This window comes from Streptomyces sp. NPDC050448 (genome assembly GCF_040655295.1).
Classification (GTDB): domain Bacteria; phylum Actinomycetota; class Actinomycetes; order Streptomycetales; family Streptomycetaceae; genus Streptomyces.
This window is the reverse complement of sequence record NZ_JBFAJR010000012.1, coordinates 113,443-134,132: the sequence shown is the minus strand read 5'-3', so window position 1 is coordinate 134,132 and position 20,690 is coordinate 113,443. Positions and strand designations below refer to the sequence as shown.

General features: G+C 70.8%; 22 protein-coding genes and 2 pseudogenes. 10 read left to right on the top strand and 14 right to left on the bottom strand.

What is annotated here, in order from left to right:
- Positions 1 to 145 precede the first annotated feature (145 nt).
- Positions 146 to 697, top strand: coding sequence for a gamma carbonic anhydrase family protein (locus AB0I68_RS17030; protein ID WP_363178086.1), 552 nt, complete (start codon positions 146 to 148; stop codon positions 695 to 697).
- 45 nt (positions 698 to 742) lie between these two features.
- Here AB0I68_RS17030 and AB0I68_RS17025 read toward each other — a convergent pair whose 3' ends face one another.
- From AB0I68_RS17025 to AB0I68_RS17015, 3 genes are all read right to left on the bottom strand, one after another.
- On the bottom strand, positions 743 to 1,375 hold the full coding sequence (locus tag AB0I68_RS17025; protein WP_363178085.1) for a DedA family protein: 633 nt from the start codon (positions 1,373 to 1,375) through the stop codon (positions 743 to 745).
- Between the two features lie 57 nt (positions 1,376 to 1,432).
- Positions 1,433 to 3,943: a glycoside hydrolase family 3 C-terminal domain-containing protein gene (locus AB0I68_RS17020; RefSeq protein ID WP_363178084.1), complete on the bottom strand. Its 2,511-nt coding sequence runs from the start codon at positions 3,941 to 3,943 to the stop codon at positions 1,433 to 1,435.
- A 520-nt stretch (positions 3,944 to 4,463) separates the two neighbouring features.
- Complete coding sequence (locus AB0I68_RS17015) at positions 4,464 to 4,916, bottom strand: DUF4442 domain-containing protein (protein WP_329104485.1); 453 nt, start codon at positions 4,914 to 4,916, stop codon at positions 4,464 to 4,466.
- A gap of 97 nt (positions 4,917 to 5,013) precedes the next feature.
- Between AB0I68_RS17015 and AB0I68_RS17010 the strand changes: the two genes are divergently transcribed.
- Both AB0I68_RS17010 and AB0I68_RS17005 read left to right on the top strand, forming a co-directional pair.
- Complete coding sequence (locus tag AB0I68_RS17010) at positions 5,014 to 6,042, top strand: hypothetical protein (RefSeq protein WP_363178083.1); 1,029 nt, start codon at positions 5,014 to 5,016, stop codon at positions 6,040 to 6,042.
- Between the two features lie 107 nt (positions 6,043 to 6,149).
- Positions 6,150 to 7,481: an MFS transporter gene (locus AB0I68_RS17005; protein ID WP_363178082.1), complete on the top strand. Its 1,332-nt coding sequence runs from the start codon at positions 6,150 to 6,152 to the stop codon at positions 7,479 to 7,481.
- On the opposite strand, the gene AB0I68_RS17000 is transcribed toward AB0I68_RS17005, so the two are convergent.
- From AB0I68_RS17000 to AB0I68_RS16980, 5 genes and pseudogenes are all read right to left on the bottom strand, one after another.
- Positions 7,468 to 8,259, bottom strand: a complete 792-nt coding sequence (locus AB0I68_RS17000; RefSeq protein ID WP_363178165.1) for a fused MFS/spermidine synthase — start codon at positions 8,257 to 8,259, stop codon at positions 7,468 to 7,470. The two genes, AB0I68_RS17005 and AB0I68_RS17000, sit on opposite strands and share 14 nt — an antisense overlap.
- A gap of 90 nt (positions 8,260 to 8,349) precedes the next feature.
- The gene (locus AB0I68_RS16995) at positions 8,350 to 9,195 is read right to left on the bottom strand and encodes a patatin-like phospholipase family protein (RefSeq protein WP_363178081.1); all 846 of its coding nucleotides are present in this window, start codon (positions 9,193 to 9,195) and stop codon (positions 8,350 to 8,352) included.
- 106 nt (positions 9,196 to 9,301) lie between these two features.
- A complete protein-coding gene (gene tuf, locus AB0I68_RS16990) occupies positions 9,302 to 10,483 on the bottom strand; it encodes an elongation factor Tu (RefSeq protein WP_363178080.1) in 1,182 nt (393 codons plus the stop codon).
- Positions 10,484 to 10,584: 101 nt separating this feature from the next.
- The gene (locus tag AB0I68_RS16985; protein ID WP_363178079.1) at positions 10,585 to 10,716 is read right to left on the bottom strand and encodes a hypothetical protein; all 132 of its coding nucleotides are present in this window, start codon (positions 10,714 to 10,716) and stop codon (positions 10,585 to 10,587) included.
- Between the two features lie 66 nt (positions 10,717 to 10,782).
- A pseudogene (locus tag AB0I68_RS16980) lies at positions 10,783 to 11,499 on the bottom strand (DNA alkylation repair protein).
- 49 nt (positions 11,500 to 11,548) lie between these two features.
- Between AB0I68_RS16980 and AB0I68_RS16975 the strand changes: the two are divergent.
- Together AB0I68_RS16975 and AB0I68_RS16970 are read left to right on the top strand one after the other, a co-directional pair.
- A complete protein-coding gene (locus AB0I68_RS16975) occupies positions 11,549 to 12,274 on the top strand; it encodes a VTT domain-containing protein (RefSeq protein ID WP_363178078.1) in 726 nt (241 codons plus the stop codon).
- A gap of 48 nt (positions 12,275 to 12,322) precedes the next feature.
- Positions 12,323 to 13,195 (top strand): undecaprenyl-diphosphate phosphatase, encoded by an 873-nt coding sequence (locus tag AB0I68_RS16970; protein ID WP_363178077.1) that lies wholly within the window; start codon positions 12,323 to 12,325, stop codon positions 13,193 to 13,195.
- A 216-nt stretch (positions 13,196 to 13,411) separates the two neighbouring features.
- Here AB0I68_RS16970 and AB0I68_RS16965 read toward each other — a convergent pair whose 3' ends face one another.
- The 4 genes from AB0I68_RS16965 to AB0I68_RS16950 are packed head-to-tail and all read right to left on the bottom strand — an operon-like array spanning position 13,412 to position 14,139.
- Positions 13,412 to 13,555, bottom strand: a complete 144-nt coding sequence (locus tag AB0I68_RS16965; RefSeq protein ID WP_363178076.1) for a hypothetical protein — start codon at positions 13,553 to 13,555, stop codon at positions 13,412 to 13,414.
- A 10-nt stretch (positions 13,556 to 13,565) separates the two neighbouring features.
- Positions 13,566 to 13,763, bottom strand: coding sequence for a hypothetical protein (locus AB0I68_RS16960; RefSeq protein ID WP_363178075.1), 198 nt, complete (start codon positions 13,761 to 13,763; stop codon positions 13,566 to 13,568).
- An 18-nt stretch (positions 13,764 to 13,781) separates the two neighbouring features.
- Positions 13,782 to 13,985 (bottom strand): MazG-like family protein, encoded by a 204-nt coding sequence (locus tag AB0I68_RS16955; protein WP_363178074.1) that lies wholly within the window; start codon positions 13,983 to 13,985, stop codon positions 13,782 to 13,784.
- Positions 13,975 to 14,139 carry a hypothetical protein gene (locus AB0I68_RS16950; protein ID WP_363178073.1) on the bottom strand — a complete coding sequence of 55 codons (165 nt, stop codon included), beginning with the start codon at positions 14,137 to 14,139 and terminating at the stop codon, positions 13,975 to 13,977. Before AB0I68_RS16950 ends, AB0I68_RS16955 begins: the two co-directional genes overlap by 11 nt.
- Before the next feature lie 202 nt (positions 14,140 to 14,341).
- On the opposite strand from AB0I68_RS16950, the gene AB0I68_RS16945 reads away from it, so the two are divergent.
- The 3 genes and pseudogenes from AB0I68_RS16945 to AB0I68_RS16935 all read left to right on the top strand — a co-directional run.
- Positions 14,342 to 14,563 (top strand): hypothetical protein, encoded by a 222-nt coding sequence (locus tag AB0I68_RS16945; RefSeq protein ID WP_363178072.1) that lies wholly within the window; start codon positions 14,342 to 14,344, stop codon positions 14,561 to 14,563.
- Between the two features lie 945 nt (positions 14,564 to 15,508).
- Positions 15,509 to 16,498 carry a GNAT family N-acetyltransferase gene (locus AB0I68_RS16940; protein ID WP_363178071.1) on the top strand — a complete coding sequence of 330 codons (990 nt, stop codon included), beginning with the start codon at positions 15,509 to 15,511 and terminating at the stop codon, positions 16,496 to 16,498.
- Positions 16,431 to 16,592, top strand: a pseudogene (locus AB0I68_RS16935) (IS5/IS1182 family transposase); the annotation flags it as partial. The gene AB0I68_RS16940 and the pseudogene AB0I68_RS16935, both read left to right, overlap by 68 nt.
- Positions 16,593 to 16,950: 358 nt before the next feature.
- Here AB0I68_RS16935 and AB0I68_RS16930 read toward each other — a convergent pair.
- Positions 16,951 to 17,112 (bottom strand): hypothetical protein, encoded by a 162-nt coding sequence (locus tag AB0I68_RS16930; protein ID WP_363178070.1) that lies wholly within the window; start codon positions 17,110 to 17,112, stop codon positions 16,951 to 16,953.
- 628 nt (positions 17,113 to 17,740) lie between these two features.
- Positions 17,741 to 18,250, bottom strand: a complete 510-nt coding sequence (locus AB0I68_RS16925) for a helix-turn-helix transcriptional regulator (RefSeq protein ID WP_363178069.1) — start codon at positions 18,248 to 18,250, stop codon at positions 17,741 to 17,743.
- 443 nt (positions 18,251 to 18,693) lie between these two features.
- On the opposite strand from AB0I68_RS16925, the gene AB0I68_RS16920 reads away from it, so the two are divergent.
- On the top strand, positions 18,694 to 19,086 hold the full coding sequence (locus tag AB0I68_RS16920; protein ID WP_363178068.1) for a hypothetical protein: 393 nt from the start codon (positions 18,694 to 18,696) through the stop codon (positions 19,084 to 19,086).
- A gap of 138 nt (positions 19,087 to 19,224) precedes the next feature.
- The gene (locus tag AB0I68_RS16915; protein WP_363178067.1) at positions 19,225 to 20,529 is read left to right on the top strand and encodes a hypothetical protein; all 1,305 of its coding nucleotides are present in this window, start codon (positions 19,225 to 19,227) and stop codon (positions 20,527 to 20,529) included.
- Positions 20,530 to 20,690: the final 161 nt, after the last annotated feature.

The following is a 20,690-nucleotide window of genomic DNA, read 5'->3' as shown; positions in this document are numbered from 1 at the left end:
TAACGCGCCGGGCGCCCCGAGCGCGCCGTGATCTTCACCCCATCGCCGGTCGCGCGGGGCGCGTGCCCTACCGTGCCGGTAGGGCGGCACGGCAGGACCCGGCGGACACGGCCGACACGGCCGGCACAGGACTGAGGAAGAGAACATGACGTATCAGGCGGACCAGGGCCAGGCACTCGTCGCGGGCGTCGGCGGCAAGAACCCGCGGATCGACCACACGGCCTTCACCGCGCCGACCTCCGTCGTGGTCGGCGACGTCACGATGGCCCCGGGCGCGAGCATCTGGTACTCGGCGGTGCTGCGCGCCGACTGCGGCCCGATCTCGCTCGGTGCGGACAGCAACGTGCAGGACAACTGCACGGTGCACGTCGACCCCGGGTTCCCGGTCTCGATCGGCGAGCGCGTCTCCATCGGCCACAACGCCGTGGTGCACGGCTGCACCGTCGAGGACGACTGCCTCATCGGCATGGGCGCCACCGTCCTCAACGGCGCGGTGATCGGTGCCGGGTCGCTCGTGGCCGCGCAGGCGCTGGTCCCGCAGGGCATGGTGGTCCCGCCCGGTTCGCTGGTCGCGGGTGTGCCGGCCAAGGTGCGGCGCGAGCTGACCGACGAGGAGCGCGAGGGCATCAAGGTCAACGCCCTGATGTACGCGGACCTGGCCGAGCAGCACCGGGCCGCCGTCCAGCCCCCGCAGTAGCCGTACGGCCCGCGGCCGGAGGGGAGCCGGCCGCGCGGCGGGCCGCTACTCGGCCGCGGCCGTCTCCACCGCGGCAGCCGCCTTCTTCATGCGGCTGCGGAGCACCAGCGTCACCGTGAGGCCGATCAGCAGGGCCACCACCAGCGCGACCCAGGAGAAGCCCTTCAGCCACGGTTCGGCGACGATGCCGATCGAGTAGATGACGGCGGTGGTGCCGCCCGCCCAGACGATGCCGCCGAGGATGTTCGCGATCAGGAACCGCCAGTACGGCATGTGCAGCACGCCCGCCAGCGGACCGGCGAAGATCCGCAGCAGTGCCACGAACCGCCCGAAGAAGACGGCCCACATGCCCCACTTCTCGAAGGAGCGCTCCGCCTGGGCCACGTGCTCCGGCCCGAAGTGCTTGGGGAAGCGCCGGCCCAGCCGCTCCAGCAGCGGCTTGCCGCCCCTGCGTCCGATCGCGTAGCCGATCGAGTCGCCCACGATCGCGCCGGCGGACGCGCAGATCCCCAGGACCACGGGGTCGATCTGTCCGTGCTGCGAGGCCAGCAGCGCCGAGCTGACCAGAATGATCTCCCCCGGCAGCGGGACGCCGAGGCTCTCCAGCCCGATGACCAGACCCACCAGGAGATAGATGCTGACCGCCGGAATCGTCTCCAGCCATTCCTGGATGTGCACCGGTACGTCCTCCCGATTCGTCCCGGCGCAGCCCCTGTGACACGCCGAACGGGCAGCCTATCTGCTCGTGACCACAGCCTTTCCCCTCAGGTGGAGTTCGCGGGAGGAACGGCCCGCGAACACTTCACGACGGCCTGAACCCAGCACCCAGGCGTGCCGTTCGGGATCCCAGGAGGACAGCGCTCGGGCATCGATGTCGAGGACCACCCGCTGCGCCTCGCCCGGCGCCAGGGTGAGCCGCCGGTAGCCGGCCAGCGCGCGCACCGGCTGGTCGAGCTTCAGCTCCGCCGAGGGGCCGACGTACACCTGGGCCACCTCGGTGCCCTTGCGGCGCCCGGTGTTGCGGACCGTGAACTCCACGCGCAGCCCGCCGCGCTCCGGCCGGACGCCCAGCTTCTCGTACTCCCACGTCGTGTACGAGAGCCCGTGCCCGAACGGGAACAGCGGCGCCACCCGCTGGGCGTCGTACCAGCGGTGCCCGACGTGGATCCCCTCGCTGTACTCCTGCCTGCCGCCCACCCCCGGGTAGCGCGCCGGGTCCCCGGCAACCGGGGTCGCGTGCTCGTCGGCCGGGAAGGTCTGGGTGAGCCGGCCGCCCGGGTCCACGTCCCCGAAGAGGATGTCGGCGGTGGCTCCCGCACCCTCCTGGCCCGGGTAGTACATCTGGAGGACCGCTCCGGTACGGGAGAGCCACGGCATGGTCGTACTGGAGGAGGTGTTGAGCACGACCGTGGTGCGGGGGTTCGCGGCGGCGACCGCCTCGATCAGCCGCACCTGCCCGCCCGGCAGGCCCAGCGAGGTCCGGTCGCTGCCCTCGGTGGCGTCCTCGTAGGCGAACAGCACGACGCTGCGCGCCTCCGTGGCGGTCTTCACGGCCTCGGCGAGGTCGGCGTCCCGGATCGCCTTCGTGGTGTGCAGCAGCCGGAACCGCTGGCCCTTGTCCCCGCCCTCGGCGAAGACGGCGAGCCGGTGGGTGCCCGCCGTGAGGGCGAGGGTGCGGCGGCGGACGGCGAGCCCGTCGGGCGCCGCACCGAGGAGTCCGCCGGCGAAGTACTCGGCCACGCCCTGCCGTACGGGGAACAGCTCCTCGCCGTCGAGGCGTACGCTCGGCCGCTTCCCGGTGTAGTGGACGAGCAGCGTCCACTCGTCGTCCGCGGCGAGCGTGAACTCGCCCTCGTGGCTCCAGCTCCGCCCGGCGTCCACCCCCCGGTCGTGCAGGTCGGCCGCCGGGGTGAGCAGTTTCGCCGGGAGCGGGCGGCCGTACAGGTCCTCGCCCAGGGCGTAGCGCACCGTGCTGCCGTTCCCGGCGCGCCGCCTGATCGCGTCGAGCGGGGCGGGCGCCTTCTCGGGGACCACGTGCGCGCTGCCCCCGCCGCTGACGAAGGGCACCCGCCCGGTGGGTCCGATCACGGCGATCGAGCGGGCCGCGGCTCCGGTCAGCGGCAGGGTGGCGTGCTCGTTGTGCAGCAGTACCGCACCCGCGGTGGCGACCCGGCGGGCGACCCGGGCCCCGGCGGCGGCGTCGCGGGCGGGCCGGGCCGGCCGGTGCGCCGCCAGCAGCCCGAAGCGGTCCATGGTGGCCAGGATCCGGTGTACCGCGAGGTCCACGGCGTCCGCGTGGACGGAGCCGCCGCGCACCGCCTCCTGCAGCGGGCCGCCGAAGTGCGTGCCGCCGGGCATCTCCATGTCCAGACCGGCGCCGATGGCGGCGACGGTGCTGTGGTTCGCCCCCCAGTCGGACATCACCCAGCCGCCGAACCCCCAGCGCCCGCGCAGCAGTTCGTCGAGCAGCGGCTTGCTCTCGCAGGCGTACGTGCCGTTGACCTTGTTGTACGCGCCCATCACCGAGCCCGCCCCGGCGGCGACGGCGGCCTCGAAGCCGCGCAGCTCCGTCTCGTGCAGGGTCTGTTCGCCGGCGACCACGTCGACGGTGTCGCGGCCCTGCTCCTGGTTGCCCAGGGCGAAGTGCTTGACGGTGGCGATGAGCCCCTCGTCCTGGATGCCGCGGACCACTTCCGCGACGAGGTCCGCCGTCAGCCGCGGGTCCTCGGCGAAGGTTTCGAAGTTCCGTCCGGCGTAGGGGGTACGGATCAGGTTGGCCATCGGGGACAGCAGCACGTCCTGGCCGAGTGCCCGGCCCTCGCGGCCGATGACCCTGCCGTACTCGCGGGCCAGCGCCGGGTCGAAGGCGGAGGCCAGCAGGACCGGCGCGGGCAGTGCGGTGGCCGGCTTGGCGACCCGAACCCCGGCGGGCCCGTCGGCGAGCCGCAGCGCCGGGATGCCGAGGCGCGGTACGCCGGGCAGGTACCCGGCCTGGCCGAGCGGGGCGGGGTCCCGGCCGCCGTGCAGCAGGGCGGTCTTCTCCTCGAGGGTGAGCCGCTCCAGCAGGGCGTCGATCCGCGCGGAGCTGCCGGGCCGGGCCTCGGCCGCCGCCTCGGTGGCGGTCGCCGGGGCGGTGCGGGAGACCGCGCCGGGCGGCACCGCGGCCACGCAGCCGCCCGTACCCAGGGCGGCGCCCACCGCCCCGAGCAGCCGCATCGCGGAACGTCTGGACACGGCCTCGCTCATGGCGCTCCCTGCGGCTTCGGTCGGCGGGAGCGGCCCGCGCCGGACCGCTCCCGCGCCCACTGTGCGCCGCCGGCCCGCCCGGACCCGCTCGGACGCGCCACCGCTGCGCCGAGGTTCAGCCCTGCGGCGGCGGCTCCGGGGCGTCGGCGTCGCGGTGCGGCCCGTCGCAGCCGAAGCCAACTCCCCCCTCTCCTGGAACGAATCGATCCGTTTCAGCCACGCTGCGCGTACGGAGTCACTGCGCTCGGCCCCGTGTCCGCCCGGTGCCGGCGGCACCGAACACGGAACCCGCCCGGGACGACGGTTCTCCCTCGTCCTCGGGCGGGTCCTCGAGGTCCTCGACCGGCGGTTCCGCCACGGGCGGTTCGGGCGACGAGCCCACCGCCGGCCCCGGCAGGCACGCCGGTTCCTTCTGCTCCCCCGCCGGAGCCGCCGCGGTCACGTCCACCGGCAAGCCCCTGGTCTGCGGGCCGGCCTCCGACGGACGCAACCGCCGGCATTCCTGACCGGCGGTTGCGCGCTACGCGTTCGGGCGCAGCGTCCAGACGACGGTCATCTCGCCCGTCACGGCCTCGTCCTCGCGCTGGATGGCGATGGTGACGGGGAACTCCGGGCGGCCGCCCGCGTCGAGTTCGGCGATGACGTCGGCTGCCGGGCGGCCGAGGGTGGCGGTGGCCGTCACGACGCCCTTGGCGAGCTTCTTGTAGCCGATCTCGGCCTTGACGGCGAGGGGCACGGCCCGCGAGAGCTGGTCGCCGAAGGCGGCCAGGACGATCGCGCCGCTCGCGGATTCGGCGAGCGTGAACATGGCGCCGGCGTGCGGGCCGCCCACGTGGTTGTGGTAGTCGGGCTGGTCCGGCAGCCGGACGACCGCGCGCTCGGGGGTGGTCTCCAGGAACTGGAGGTTCAGGGTCCGGGCCATCGGCACCGTCGCGGCGAGCAGTTCGCCCACGTTCATCTGATCTGCGCTCATGGAACGCGATGTTACCCGCGAGTAGATGCGCTTGGCCAGACCTCTCCCGGGGGGCGGCCGTGGCTCCTCGCACCCACTCCCACTATCGTTACCGGCCATGTGGCCAGGACAGCAGCAGCCGCCCGGGGGAGAGCAGAACCCTCAGGACGCGCATCAGAACCCCTACCAGCAGCAGCCGGGACAGCCGGGACAGCAGCCGAACCCGTACCAGCAGCAGCCCGGCTACGGATACCCGCAGGCGGGCCACCAGACGCCCCCTCCGACCCAGCCGTGGGGCCAGCCCCAGCAGGCCGCGCAGCCGCAGGGCGGCGGCGGGAGCCCGTACGCGACCAAGACCGTGGCCATCGTCGCGGCGGCCGCGGTCGTCGTGGTGGCGGCCGCCACCGGCGCGTTCGTGCTGACCCGGGACGACAAGAAGAAGGACGAGGCCGACAACAAGCCCGCCACCACCTCCTCGGCCCCGGCCACCTCCGAGGCCCCGGCCTCGCCCGGCGCCAACCCGCGCGCCGGCGGCGACGTCAAGCCGGTGATCCCGGGCTGGAAGGTCGTCGTCAACCCCAAGTACGGCACCGCCTTCGACGTCCCGCCGGAGTGGAACGTGGCGGGCGCGGGCGTCATCGCCAGCTTCTCGGACGCGGTCAAGAACGACGGCAAGCCGATCGTCAGCTTCTCCGCCCCGGCCTTCCTCAAGGAGGACTGGTGCAAGGTCGACTCCAACAAGGACGGCCGTGAGGAGACGATCGAGCTCGCCGGCACCGGCACCAAGGGTGGCCAGGGCGCCAAGGACACCGCCGAGGCCGTGAAGAACGAGGCCGGCAACTGGGCGTTCGCCGCATACGCGCAGAAGGCGCCCAAGGGCACCGTGAAGGTCTCGGAGCCGAAGGAGTACACCACCTCCTCCGGCCTCAAGGGTCACATGGCGACCGCGACCGCGATCGGCGTGCCCAAGGAGAACAAGTGCTCCGCGGACGGCAAGTCGATCGCGTTCAGCTTCAAGACCGCCAACGGTGACTTCTCCAGCTGGGTCCTCTACAGCGCCACGGGCGTCCAGGGCGAGGTCCCCCAGGAGACGATGGACAAGATCCTCAGCTCGGTGCGCCTGAACGGCACCGCCAGCAACGGCTGACCCACAGTTCACAGGTCACAGGTCCCCTGTTCGCACCATCCGTCCGACCCCGCGCCCCGGTCCGTAATCCGTTTGGATTCTCGGCCCGGGGCGTGAATAGTCCGGGGGTGAGTTCTCCCCCCACCGCCCCGTCCCGTACCACCCCACGCCGCCGGCCCGCCTGGGCCGGCCGCAACTACACGCTGCTGACGGGCGCCGCGGTCGTGACGAACCTCGGCAGCCACGGAGCCCTCATCGCGTCGGCCTTCGCCGTCCTGGAGGCGGGCGGGTCCGGCGGCGACGTCGGCCTGGTGGCGGCGGCCCGCACGCTCCCGCTCGTCCTGTTCCTGCTGATCGGCGGCGCCCTCGCCGACCGGCTGCCGCGACACCGGGTGATGGTCGCGGCCAACGCCCTCAACTGCGTCTCGCAGGCGGCCTTCGCCGTACTCGTCCTCACCGGGCACCCGCAGCTGTGGCAGATGATGCTGCTCACCGCGCTCTGCGGCACCGGTACGGCCTTCTTCAACCCGGCCGCCGAGGGCATGCTGCTCTCCAGCGTCTCCGGCGAGCACGCCAACCGCGCCTTCGCCCTCTTCCGGATGGCCATGAACGGCGCCGGCATCGGCGGAGCGGCCCTCGGCGGGGCCATGATCGCCGCGATCGGCCCCGGCTGGGTCCTGGCCGTGGACGCCGCCGCGTTCGCGGTGGCCGGCGCCCTCCGCGCCCTCCTGGACGTCAGCCACACCGCCGACCGGGTCCCCGGGGGCGGCCTGCTGGCGGACCTGCGCGAGGGCTGGGTGGAGTTCCGCACCCGGCCCTGGCTGTGGAGCATCGTGCTCCAGTTCTCCGTGGTCGTCGCCGTCGTGGGCGCGGCCGAGGCGGTCTACGGTCCGCTCGTCGCCCGCGACCAGCTGGGCGGGCCCGCCCCCTGGGGCCTGGCGCTGGCCTTCTTCGGCATCGGCACCATCGCCGGGGCCGTCCTGATGATGGTGTGGAAACCGCGTCGTCTGCTGCTGGTCGGCACCCTGTGCGTGTTCCCGCTGGCGCTGCCGTCGGCGGGTCTGGCGGTCCCGCTGCCGGTGTGGGGCCTGTGCACGGTGATGTTCGTCAGCGGTACGGCCATCGAGGTGTTCGGCGTGAACTGGATGACGGCCATGCACCAGGAGATCCCGGAGGAGAAGTTCTCCCGGGTCTCCGCGTACGACTGGTTCGGCTCGGTGTCGATGCTCCCGCTGGCCACCGCCGTGGCCGGGCCGGTCGAGTCGGCCTTCGGCCGCACCTCTGCGCTGTGGGGCTGCGCCACGCTGGTCGTGCTGGGCACCGCGGCGGTCCTCTTCGTCCCGGACGTGCGCCGGCTGACCCGCAAGCCCGCTCCCCCGAAGGCCGCGTCGATTCCGGCCGCCGCTCCCGGCCCGGACGCTCCCGGCCCGGGTGTGTCCGCCGGGGTCAGCCCAGGCTGAACGCACCCTCCGGCGGCTCCGGCGAGGCGACGGCATCCGCGTCCCCCACCGGCACCGCCCCCTTCATGAACCGGGCCAGGGCGGCCCCGTCCTCGACCCGCGCGGGGAACGCGTCCGCCGCGCACCGCCGTGCCAGCGCGGCCACCGGCAGCTCCGCGTCCGAGGCGAGCAGCACCGCGTTCCCGAACCGCCGCCCGCGCAGCACACCCGGCTCCGCGACGAGCGCGAGCTCACCGAACACCGCCCCGAAATTGGCGAGCTGGGCCCGCAGGAAGCCGAACGGCGCCCCGTCGGCCAGGTTCGCCGCGTAGACCCCGCCCGGCCGCAGCACCCGGGCCGCCTCCCGCGCGTACTCCACGGAGGTCAGCTGCGCCGGCACCCGCGAGCCGCCGAACACGTCGGCGACCAGTACGTCCGCGCTGTCGGCGGCCGCGCCCGCCAGCCAGGCCCGCGCATCGGCGGCGTGCACCGTGACCCCCGCCCCGGCCGGCAGCGGCAGGTGCTCCGCGACCAGCTCCACCAGAGCGGCGTCGAACTCCACCACGGCCTGCCGGGAGCCCGGCCGGGTCGCCGCCGCGTACCGGGGCAGCGTCAGCGCGCCGCCGCCGAGGTGCAGCAGGTCCAGCGCGGTCCCGGGCTGCGCCACGCTGTCCAGGACGTGCGCGAGCCGCCGTACGTACTCGAACTCCAGGTACTCGGGATCGTCGAGGTCCACGTACGACTGCGGTGCGCCGTCGACGGTCAGCAGCCACGCTCGCTCCCGGTCCACGTCCGGCATCAGCTTGGCGGTGCCCTGGCCCACGTCCCGGACGACCGGGATCTGTTCGTCGCTCACCGCACCATTGTCCGGCAGGCGGGCCGTCGGAGGTCAGGCCGCCCAGACCGCGGCCGCCTCGGCCGCGTGCTCCGCCGCCTGCGCGAGTCCCGCACGCGCCGCCGGGTCCCGCCGCGCCGGGTCCAGGACGTTGCGCCCGAAGGCCTTGCGGGCCTGCGCGGACGGGGTGATCAGCAGCACCCGCGCCCCCGCCTCCCGCAGCCGCGCCGCCTGGGCGGCCGGTGAGGGGACGAGCCCGGATCCGAGCGCCAGCGGCGCGAGGATCACCACCCGCGCACAGCCGGAGGCGAGGTCGGCGTTGGTCGCGGACCGGATCCCGCCGTCGATGAACCGGCGCCCGCCCACGGTGACCGGCGGCCATACCCCGGGCACCGCGCAACTCGCCGAGACCGCGTCGACCAGCCCTGCGCCGCTCGCCCGGTCGAAGGCGGCGAGCTCGCCCGTGAGCGCGTCGACGGCAGTGACGACGAGCCTGCGCTCGGGCCACGCGTGCGAGACGAGCCGGGCCTCGAGCACCTTGCGCCGCTCCGCCTCCACGCCGGTGTCGGCGGCGAGCGCGAGGGCGCCGACCCGCCTGCGGTAGCTCTCCGGATCCCGCGAGCGCAGCATCGCGACGGCGTACCGGGCGACGAGCCCCGCGCCGAGCCGGGCGACGACCTCGCCGGCGGGGTCGCCGAGCTGACGCTCGTACAGCTCTCGCGGGGTGAGCAGCCCGGAGGTGAGCTGGGCGCCCACCACCGAGCCCGCCGAGGTGCCGACGACGAGGTCGGCGGCGGCCAGGTCGACGCCCGCCCGCGCGAGCCCGTACAGGATCCCCGACTCCCAGCCGATGCCGGTGAGCCCCCCGCCGCCCAGCACCAGTGCCGTATCGCCGCCCATCCCGGCCCACCCCTTCTTCGCACGTCCGTGGTGACGGCAGTCTGGCGCAACCGGACCGCCGCCACCACGGCGGGGTGTCAAGTCCGCCGGGGCTACCGGCGGCGATTCAGTCGAGCACGGCCGTGACCGTCCCCGCGCCGACGGTCCGCCCGCCCTCACGGATCGCGAAGCCGAGCCCCGACTCCAGCGGCACGTCCCGCCCGAGCTCGACGGTCATCGCGACCGTCTCGCCCGGCCGGGCCACGCCGGCCCCGACCAGGTCCACGTCCCCCACCACGTCGGCGGTGCGGATGTAGAACTGCGGCCGGTACCCGGACGCCACCGGTGTGGTGCGCCCGCCCTCCCGCGCAGACAGCACGTACACCTGTGCGGTGAAGCGGCGCCTCGGCTCGACGCTCCCGGGCGCTGCGACCACCTGCCCGCGGCGGACGCCGTCCCGCGGCACCCCGCGCAGCAGCAGCGCGACGTTGTCCCCGGCCTCGGCGGACTCCATCGGCTTGCCGAAGGTCTCCAGGCCGGTCACCACGGTCTCGACGGGCTCGCCGTCGCCGCCGAGGACGCTCACCCGGTCGCCCGTGCGCACGCTCCCGCGCTCGACGGCTCCGGTCACGACCGTCCCGCGGCCGGTGATCGTCAGCACGTTCTCCACCGGCAGGAGGAACGGCGCGTCCGTGTACCGCACCGGCATCGGCACGTACGTGTCCACGGCGTCGAGCAGCGCCTCGATCGCCCCGGTCCAGCGCGGGTCGCCCTCCAGCGCGCCGAGCCCGGAGACCCGTACGACCGGCGCGCTGTCCCCGCCGTATCCGTTGGCGGTGAGCAGCTCGCGGACCTCGAGCTCGACCAGGTCGGTGAGCTCGGGGTCCCCGGCGTCGGCCTTGTTGAGCGCGACGACGATGTGGTCGACGCCGACTTGCCGGGCGAGGAGCACGTGCTCGGCGGTCTGTGGCATGACCCCGTCGAGCGCGGAGACGACGAGGATCGCCCCGTCGAGCTGCGCGGCGCCGGTGACCATGTTCTTGACGTAGTCGGCGTGCCCGGGCATGTCCACGTGGGCGTAGTGCCGGGTGTCGGTCTCGTACTCGACGTGCGTGAGGTTGATGGTGATGCCGCGCCGGGCCTCCTCGGGGGCCCGGTCGATCCGGTCGAACGGCACGAAGGAGGCGCCGCCGCGCTCGGCGAGGACCTTGGTGATGGCGGCGGTGAGGGTGGTCTTGCCGTGGTCGACGTGACCCATGGTGCCGATGTTGAGGTGCGGCTTGGTGCGCACGAAGGCCGTCTTGGCCATGATGTCGTTTCCCGTTGATTCGATGATCGGAAGCTGCGACGGGACCCCTGAAGCCGAGCCGACCCTCCCCCTGCGGGGTCCGCCGGACTATCCGGGAAGGGTCAGCTTCGTGCGCCGTCGAATGCGGCGGAGGCGAATGCCTCGAACGCCGCGAATGCCTCGGAGAGGAAATCGGCAGCCTTCGGCGCGTCCGCGACTGCGGACGGCGCTGCGAGGAAGGCGTACCGGGACATGGCCCTGATCCTGCCGGACCGCTCGCGGCCCGTCGACTGAATTTCCGTGCGGCTACGGGACAGCCCTCAGAGGTTCTTGAGCGCCTCGCGCACAGACAGCGGGGAAAGCCGGTCCCGCTGCGCCGCGACGAAGGCACGGACCGCCTCCGGGTCCGTCTTCGCGTACTCGCGCAGCGCCCAGCCGATGGCCTTGCGGATGAAGAAGTCCGGGTGGCCGCACTGGCGGCGGCAGGAGGCGAAGAGGCGCTCGGCGTCCGTCCGGGACGTGTAGCCCAACTGGTGGAGGAGGGCCGTGCGGGCGAGCCAGAGGTCCTCGTCCCCGATCCACTCGGCCGTCACGGCCGTGAGCGCCGGGTCGGCGGCCACGAGCGGGCCGACCGCGTGGGCCGCGAGGTGGTCGACGATGTCCCACCACGGGACGGTGACGATCAACTGCCGGGCCACCGGCAGGAATCCGGAAGAGCACACCCGGACGTGGCGGCGCAGACGGTCGACCGCGAAGTAGTGGTACTCGCGCTCCGGGAGCTACCGGCACCGCAGCACGAGCGCGGCCACGTCGGCCTCCGCGGGCTTCGGGGTCTGCGCGGTCACGGCTTTCGACAGCTCGCGGCGCAGCGGGGTACGGATGCCGAGGAAGGGTGCGACGTCCTTCATGTACGCGGCCGTGGACCGGGCCTGCGCCGGGTCGGCGGCCGCGCCGTACGTCGTGGTGAGGCGGTCGAGGAGGGTGTCCGTGAGGGCGCTGCGCCAGACCTTCGGGGGTCGCTGGTCGTTCGGCCGCATGAGGCCCGGATTACGGCGCGACGCCGCATTGGTCGGCTAGTCTCCCCGGATGTCCCTCCTCCTCGCGCCGTGGACCCGGCTGTCGCTGCTCGTCGTGCTGCTCGTGGCGGCCGGCGTGTGCGTCGTGCTGTACGAGCCCCAGCGCATCCTGTCGGAGGGCTGGCCCCCGGGTCTGCCGGTGGGTTCGGCGGTCCTGCTGTTCGCGGCCGCGTACGGGGTGGCCACGGCGGCCCTGGCGCCGCGCCCGCTGCTCAACCTGGCGGCGGGTGCCGTCTTCGGCATCCCGTTCGGGCTGGTCGCGGCGGTCTGCGGCTCGGTCATCGGCGCCGGGATCTCCTTCGGGCTGGGCCGAATGATGGGCCGGGACGCGGTGCGGCCGCTGCTGCGCGGGCGCTGGCTGCAGGCGGCCGACGACCAGCTCGCCCGGCACGGTTTCCGCTCGATGCTGGCGGTGCGGATCTTCCCGGGCCTGCCGTTCGCGGTCGCCAACTACTGTGCCGCCGTGTCGCGCTGCGGCTGGGTCCCCTTCCTCCTCGCGACGGCGATCGGCGTCGTCCCGAACACCGCCGCGTACGTGGTCGCGGGCGCGAGCGCCTCCTCGCCGGACTCTCCCGCCTTCCTCGCCTCCTTCGGCTTCATCGCCGTCTCGACGGTGGCGGCCGCAATCGTCGGATGGCGAAAGCGGCACCGGCTGGCGCCCGTACCGGCGTGCGAAACCTGCGATCCCGCGCCCCAGCACCCCCCTGCGGTCGGCGCCGCTCCCCACGGGCCCTAGCATCGGACCCGAACTGCCCGACGATCACAAGGACGAGCGCACCCCGACATGAGCTGGTTCGAATCCCTAGTCCTCGGTCTCGTCCAGGGGCTTACGGAGTTCCTCCCGATCTCCTCCAGCGCCCACCTCCGGCTGACCGCGGCATTCGCCGGCTGGCAGGACCCTGGCGCGGCCTTCACCGCGATCACACAGATCGGCACCGAGGCCGCCGTGCTGATCTACTTCCGCAAGGACATCGCGCGGATCATCTCCACCTGGTTCCGCTCGCTGTTCAACAAGGCGCTGCGCTCGGAGCAGGACGCCAAGATGGGCTGGCTGGTCATCGTCGGCTCGATCCCGATCGGTGTCCTGGGCATCACGCTCAAGGACCTGATCGAGGGCCCGTTCCGTGATCTGCGGCTGACCGCCACCACCCTCATCGTGATGGGCATCGTGCTCGGCATCGCCGACCGGCTCGCGGCCCGCGACGAGGAGGGCGGCCGGCACCGGGCGATGCGCGAGCGCAAGACGCTCAAGGAGCTGGGCGTCAAGGACGGTCTGATCTTCGGCCTGTGCCAGGCGATGGCCCTGGTCCCGGGCGTTTCCCGGTCCGGTGCGACGATCTCCGGCGGTCTGCTGATGGGCTTCACCCGCGAGGCGGCGGCCCGCTACTCCTTCCTCCTCGCCATTCCGGCCGTACTGGCCTCGGGCGGCATGGAGCTGAAGAAGCTGGGCGAGGGGCCCGTCTCCTGGGGCCCGACGATCTTCGCGACGGTCATCGCCTTCGTGGTGGGCTACGTCGTGATCGCCTGGTTCATGAAGTTCATCTCCAGCAAGAGCTTCATGCCCTTCGTGGTCTACCGGATCCTGCTCGGCATCGCGCTGTTCGTACTGATCGCGATGGGCGTGCTCAGCCCCCACGCCGCCGCGTCGGCCGGCTGATGCAGTGCACATTCGTGCGCCATCTAGCACTTTCTAGTGTTTGACTGCATCCGTTTGCCATGATCATCTCCCACCCGTCTCCCACTCGGGAGGCGGGACGCCCCCAAGGCGTGTGCGTCCGCAAAGCAAGTGATGACACGGAAGGGCCCGCACGGCAAGCCGTGCGGGCCCTTCCGTACAGAGGGTGGAGCGGGTCAGCTGAGGTCCATGTCCGGCCTACGTCGCGACCCTCGTCACGAGGAAACGCAGCCGCTCATCCGCCCTGTCCCGGGCATCGCCGGTGAGGTCGTCCAGCGCGGCGGCGGCCTTGCGGACGAGCCGGCCGAGGCGCGCTTCCACGTCCTCCCACGTGTGCGTCACCTCGACGGCCTCACCGTGCGGACCCCGTGCCCAGCGCCCCGTATTCGGCGATGGCGCCTTCCCCCATGTCCCCGTTGATCGCGAGGACCTGGAGGAGCCGGATGTCCCCGGCCGCCGTGATCTCATCCGGCGCGCGGCCCTGGAGCTGGTGCTCCACCACCGCCGCGCCGTCCCCGCTCACGGTGTCCAGGGCGACCATGGCCGTCACGATGACGTCCGCGAGTTCCTACGCGAGGTCTCCCCAGTCGTGGGACGCACCCTCGCGCGGGTTGACGCCAAGCGTCCCGTGAAGGGCCTCCGCGACCTCCCCCAGCTCCTCGGAAATCTTGAGCATGCGCAGGAGCCAGGCGTCCTCCGCCAACGTCGGGGCCGCGTTCGTGTCGAGCCACTTCCGCAGCCGCGTCACGTGCTCCCAGGTCTCAACCTTCATGCCAATCTTTCTCGGGTTGGAACAGCGCCGACGCCGTGACGTCCGCGGCGGCCAGGTCGGTCACTCTCAGCGGCGCCGTGGTGTGGATTGCCAGGGAGACCGTCAGTGTGGACTGGTCTGTGAGCCGGTCCTCGCTGGTGCGCGGCTCATACACGTACCGGGCAGTCCTCTACGTGGCGTGCGAGGGGCCGGGAGACGCAGGCGTGGTCGCAGCGGTAGCCGTCGCCGGCGCGCCCCACCCAGGAATACTCCAGGGCGTCAGGGGCCAGGAGACGGAAGACGTCCCGGTAGCCGGCCGCGGCGGGCCCGGTAGGGAACGCGTACTCTCACACCTGGAACGTGCGGTACTTCGGGACGTGCTCCGGCTCCAGAATGTTGAAGTCCCCGAGGACCAGGCGGTGGCCGCCTCCCCGCTGGGGAGCGCGGCGGCCAGGCCCTCCAGGAACATGTGCTTCCTGGTGGCCTTCGCCTCCGTCTGCTCGCGGGACGGCACGTACACCCCGAGGGCCTCCAGGGGCCCCGTGGCGGTCTCCACGGTCACGGTGGCCACCCGGTGCGGAAGGTGGTCCAACGGCTAGCCGGAGCGGGCTCGTGGTGAGGCGGGACACGATCATGACGGCCCGCTCCCGAGTGCCCTGGGGAGGCCACGGGAAGGTCACCGTGTAGCCGGCCCGCTCGAACTGCTTGGCCTGGAACTCGCACCCCACGCTCCGCGCCGTCTCTGTGAGGACGAGTTCGCCGCCCTTCTTCGTCAGGGCGGGCGCGAGTTGATCGACAGCATCCCGCATTGAGCCCTCCGCGGGGGCGTAGCGGCGGGCCTCGTCTGCCCGTCCGCGCCCTCGCCGGGACCACGCCGCCGAGGAGTCGGCCGAGTTACGCCATCGAGGGCGGAGCTCAGCGGCCATTGTCGGTGCGGGCCCGTACGATTCATCCATGCCCTCACCCGCCAGGCCTCACGGTCGACTGCGCCCTGCTGCTGCGCGGATCAACACGGCGATCCGACGACTCATGGAGGAGCCCAACACACTCCGGCGCGCGGCGGAGTACCAACGACTCCTGGTTGAGTGGGAGAAAGCCACCCGGGCCGACATGGTCAAGGCGGCGTAACGCACGAGCACCCCGCCGACTGGGCGGGTCCTACTGAAGTCGAACTGGTGATGTCGGCGCCGAGTTGACCACGTTGGCGTGCTGGCCAGACCCCGCGAGTCGCACCAGTCCTCGTAGCCAAAGGACTCAGGGGTACGAACCAGGGCTCGGGTGCGTGCCGCCCAGCTGCCGATCCAGGCTCCTCCGGTCGACGTCGCCCCGTCGGTCAGCGCGCGCAGGCTTACGAGTAGCCGCACGATAATGACGCGATCTTGATCGCGTAGGAGCCCGCGACTTGAGTGCTGGTATTCGGCGATTCTGGCCTGACAGGATCGGCTCGTGATCAATACCTCGGTGACTGTGCGCGAGCTCGTTGTCAGTGACTTCCACGCTGTACATGCCTTCGCCGGCCTGCCGGAGGCTTGCCGCTACCAGGCGTGGGGCCGAACACTGAGGAACAGACGCGGGACTTCGTCCAAGGCGCGGTGGATGCCCGGTTGCAGTCTCCGCAGGCAAGATTCGTGTATGCGGCCTGCCTCGACGGTGAACTCGTCGGTATCGGCGAGCTGAAGGTTCGTAGCCTGGCCCACCGTCAGGGCGAGATCTCCTATCTCGTACATCCTCGGGTGTGGGGTCGAGGCGTGGGCACAGCCATCGGCGGGGAACTTCCCGGCAGAGGGTTTGGGCTGAGGGCACTGCACCGGATCTATGCGACCTGCGATCCTCGCAACGTCGCATCGGCCCGGGTGCTGGGCAAGCTCGGCATGACCCACGAGGGTCGACACCGGCATACCGCGCTGATCCGGGACGGCTGGCGTGACTCCGAAGTCTTCAGCATCCTCGACCAGGAATGGGCGCACCGGCCCGGGCCTGAATGGTCGGGGCGTCGGTGGTCAGGCTCCGGCAGCCGCCCTGGTGTCCGAGGCAAAAAGCCGCGCGGGATCATCTGGGGTGTGAAGTCAAGTTGGGCCCGCGCGGCCTGTTCTGAGTCTGCCCTGTACGGGATCTCGAAGGAACACCTGGGTGCACTGATCACCGAGTTGGCCGGGTCGTGGACCGCAGCCCGAGAGTCTGAGCTGACCAAACGGCGTGGCCATGGCCGATTGCGGGCGGCCGGGGCTGGGCCGGATCACCAACTGGTCTTCGTGGACCGGGTGCTGGTGACCTTGGTGGTGTTGCGCTGGGCGCTGTCGCACAGGGTGCTCGCGGCGCTGTTCGGAGTCTCGCCCTCCACGATCGACCGGGCGGTCGGCGAGGTAGGCCCGCTGCTGGCCGCTCGCGGCTTCGCGGTGCCGGATCGGCCCGGGATCAGGGCTCAGGGCCCTTCCGGACCTGTTCGCCTATGCCCAGGCCGAAGGGATCACGCTGCGGATCGACGGTACCGAAGTACAGGTACGCCGCCCGAAGGCGGGGCGGCCGGGCCGTAAGGCGTTCGTGTCGGGCAAGATGAAGCAGAACACCGAGAAAGTCACGATGATCAGCGACGAGCAGGGTCGGGAGCTGTGGCTCGGGGCGATCCGCCCAGGTCGGATGCACGATGTCATTGCAGTACGCACCGAGGGCCGCGAGGAGCAGTTGCGTCTGCACCCGAACGTGAAAAGCCGAAGTCGATTCCGGCTATGCCGGCCTGGCCCGCGACTTCCCCGGCCAGGTCAGCGCCCCGCCGAAGAAGCCGGCGACGGACGCCGGGCCGTCCGAGCGCAACTTCTCGCTACCCGTGCCGCGCTCATCCGGACACGGCGAGGCGAGGTTGCCGATGTCACGCTTGACCACCGGTTCACTCCGGGGCAGAAGCCTCTCATCTCCAATGCCCGTCGACGCGGACCAAGCCCAACAAAAAACCCCGGCTCATCGGGCAGTTTCTGCGTGCGCCCTCAGGTCAGCGCAGGCCATCTGTGTCGTCGTACTCTTCGCCGACCGGGAGTGGCCGATGGTCGCCCTCCAGGGTCTCGCTATAGATGGCCGAGGAGACGGCCTTGTCGTATGCCTCGTCGAGGCCGTTCCCGCTTGTGTCGAGGATGTTTTCCCAGTCAATTCCCATACCTACGATCCTATCTGAACCGCCCGACAGTGTCGGCGATTTGGGACACTGCGGCCGTGCGGCTGCACGGCCTGGAGCTACATCTGATCGACGGATCCGTGGGCCCGTGGCCAGCCGAAGGCCAACCAGGACAATGCCCTTCTCGACGCCGCTGTCACGCCGTCCGAGCCTGCACCATCGACCTGCGCGCCGTGCACGGTTCACCGGTGGGGCGCACTGGCGGCGGCCTCTACTACAGAAAATGCCAATGCGCGTCGGCGGACGATCCTGCGGCATTCGTACGGGTGTCAACTCGACGCGCACGTCTTTGGCGCCGCCGGCCACACGGGGCTGATCAGCAGCGTGGACCTTGGTCGTCCACTCTTGCTGCGGGCGACGCCCCCCCATTTCGAAGGGACGCACGGATCCACACGACCGGCGTGAGCGGCGACGCGCTGCACGCGATGCCGCACCGGCACATGGGAGGGATCCGTCGGCATACGACTTCCACAGTCTGCGGGCTGGTCATGTCACCCAGACAAGGCGGAACGACGCGAGCACCGAGGAGATCATGCAGGCCAACCGGTGGCAGAAACCGAGACGGTTAACGTCTGCAACCGGAAGTTCAACCCGGCCGCCCGCAACAGCGTCATGTGCCTAGGCCTGCACCCTCTCCGGCCGGCTTGTTTCGGACATCACGCATCCGGACATCGAGAGAGGCCTGGGTCTCCGGGTCGAGCTCGTGGTCGCCGGCGGTTTCAGGGTTGACGCTCAGCGCGTGCGAGCGGAAGGCCTCCCGCTCGGCGGAGAGTTGCTGGATGGTCTGGGTGATCCGGTGGATCTTCTGCCGCAGCCTCTCCCGCTCCTGCTCGGCGATGGCGAGTTCGGCGAGCTGCTTCTGGATCTCAGCCTCGTTTTCCCGGGCGTAGTTGTCGCTGACCAGCGTGATCAGCGGAACCCCGAGAGCCTCGGCAGCGGTGACCGCCTCGTCGAGCCTGACCGCACGGGTCTGCTGCTCGATGCGCGTGATGGCGGTGGAGTCAACGTTCGCGCCAAGCAGTGCGGCCATACGGCGTGCCAGCTCTGCCTGGCTGATGCCGAGGCGTTCGCGCTCTTGACGAAGCCGGCGGGCGAAAAGGTCACCGGGCAGTGGGTTCATGGGCGGTTTGACACTTCCTGGTGAAGATCGCGATCGACGGGGGTAGGTGTGGGCGGCCCACCTCGGAATCGAGCAGGCCGGCGTCGGGGCAGTGCTGGGGCAGCACCTTACACATCCCGCACTGCGGATTCCACAGGCCTCCGCCGCGCCTCCGCGGCCACGCGCCACCTCCACGACCACGCGCCGCGACGTCGATTCGCCTCATTTCCGAGCCTCTTTCAGTGGTCTATCGATAGACTCTCGCGCACCCCTACGCCCCACCATTCGAATGGTGTAGGTTACTACTCCGGATGCACACGTATACGAGTCGGCAAGGGGAGTCGATGGACGCCATCGACCACTTCAGCTCCTATCGCCACCTGCCATCATAGGCAGTCTGCGCTTGTTGTCTTGCGACTCGATGTCACGCCACTGAATGAATCGAAAGGTGAGAGGAAAGAAGTATGCCGAAGACCTACGAGGCAGCCGTCCTCACACAGGCACCCCTGCCGAGCGCCGCCTGGGACCTGACCAGCTTCCTGCAGAACGCCAAGTCCCAGGTCCAGCTCTGGGGAGGTTCTGTGCTCATGCTGCTCGGTGTTGTCGGCCTGGTCTGGGGCGGCGTGCTCTTGATCAAGAAGCTGATGGCCAACCCGCAGTCCGCCGGCCAACAGCAGGGCTGGGGCACGATCGCGCTCCTCATCCTCGTCGGCGGAGCTTTGGGCACCGGCGGGTGGACGCTGATCCAGACGATCGGCTCCGGCGGCCAGCAGACCATCACGGATCTGGGCGGCGGCACGGTGATCGTGCAGACCGTCGACCAGGTCAGCGGATTCCTGAGCGGCCCTTCCAGGTAAGGGGCCGTCACAGACTGCGCACACGAACGGTGACAGAGGCATCGAGCGAACCGGGTCGGTTGAGGTGCAAGGCCTCTTCCGACCCGGTTCGCCATATCCGGGCTCGCAGCACGGTGCAGGCGCGAAAGAGGGCAGAACATGGAGATCAAGGGCAAGGCGCTGGCCTTCAGTAGGAAGTTCAAGCTTGACTCGCACCACGCGATCGAGCGTTTTGGGGTGTTCTTCGGCATCTTCGCGGTCACGGGCGCGATCGCGATCAGCGCCTCAGGGGTCTCGGCGTACCAGGCGGAACGTGACTCGCTGTCGCAGACGGCGCTGTACACCAGCGACTTCAAAACGTCGAAGACGAATCTCGACGGCACCGTAGACGGGGTCTACACCAACGAGAGCGGCAACAAGGTGCTCGTGATGATGCACTTCAGCCCGACCGCTCAGATCTCGTACAACGCCGCGGACTACAGGGCGTTCCTGCTCGGATCGGACACCTCGCTCAACAGCGAGCCGGTCAGCACCAGCGGGATCAAGGGCTCCCTCTACGCCTTCGGCTCGACCGGCTACATCGGGGTCCTCCTGAAGGCCGACCGGCCCTTCGACCGTCAGGTGTTGAATCTGACGGTCCGTGCGAATGCCGAACTCACCGCGCCCGGAGCGCAGCAGAAGCAGAGCAGCGGCAAGCTGGCCGGCGACGAGACCTTCTCCAAGTACGACCAGTGGCGGGTCTTCTTCAACCCCGGTGCGTCCGGGGTTCGGAAAATCGCGGCGCTCAACGCTCCGACCTTCGATCCCGCGCAGGCCTACTACGGGGTCGCACTCAAGGAGAAGGAGACCGAGGCCAGGAACGCCCTGGACCAGAAGCTCGTCGAGATGCGCGCGAATCTGACGCAGATTCGGTCTTATACGTCCGACCTGCAGACGACGAAGATCGACGGGTTGTTCCTGCGTCCGCCGACCGTTCCGGCCTCGATCGCCACCGACAAGATCACGGGGGTCTCCGCAGCCGAGGCGAAGGACGGTGTCTCGACGCTGGCGCTGCAGACCAAGCGCGTCGCCCCCGGCGGCTTCGACCTCAACTGGCGTACAGGCAACGTCTACGACGGCTACCTCGATGCCCTGGCGCCAGCCGGACAGAGCTACGCCCAGTTCTTCACCAAGAAGCGTGACGAGGGCTCAGATCCGACGAGTCAGCAGATCTCGGACATGCAGTGGATTCTCTCGGATGGCACCAGTCTCACCAAGGATTACCAGTCCTCTGACGTGACGATGCGCCCGCTCATGAACATCATGAACAACCTTTCACACGCGTATCAGAACTACTCAATGAACAAGTCCAAGTACCAGTCGGATCTCTCACTCGACCTACTCCGGCTGGACGTGAGTCTGCGGGACGTGCAGTCCAACAGCACCATTCGCGACGACAAAGACTTCCTCATCACGCTCCACTGAGTGCGGCGAGGAAGTGTCGCACCCTGCTACCTGGATTGAGCCGGAAAGGAAAACAGCATGGCCGCCGACCAACCGAATGGGAGCTCCAAGAAGGGTACGACGAAGGACCAGCCGGACACGTCGGCGAGTCAGGGGATACCCCGGCAGGGTCGCGGGACCAA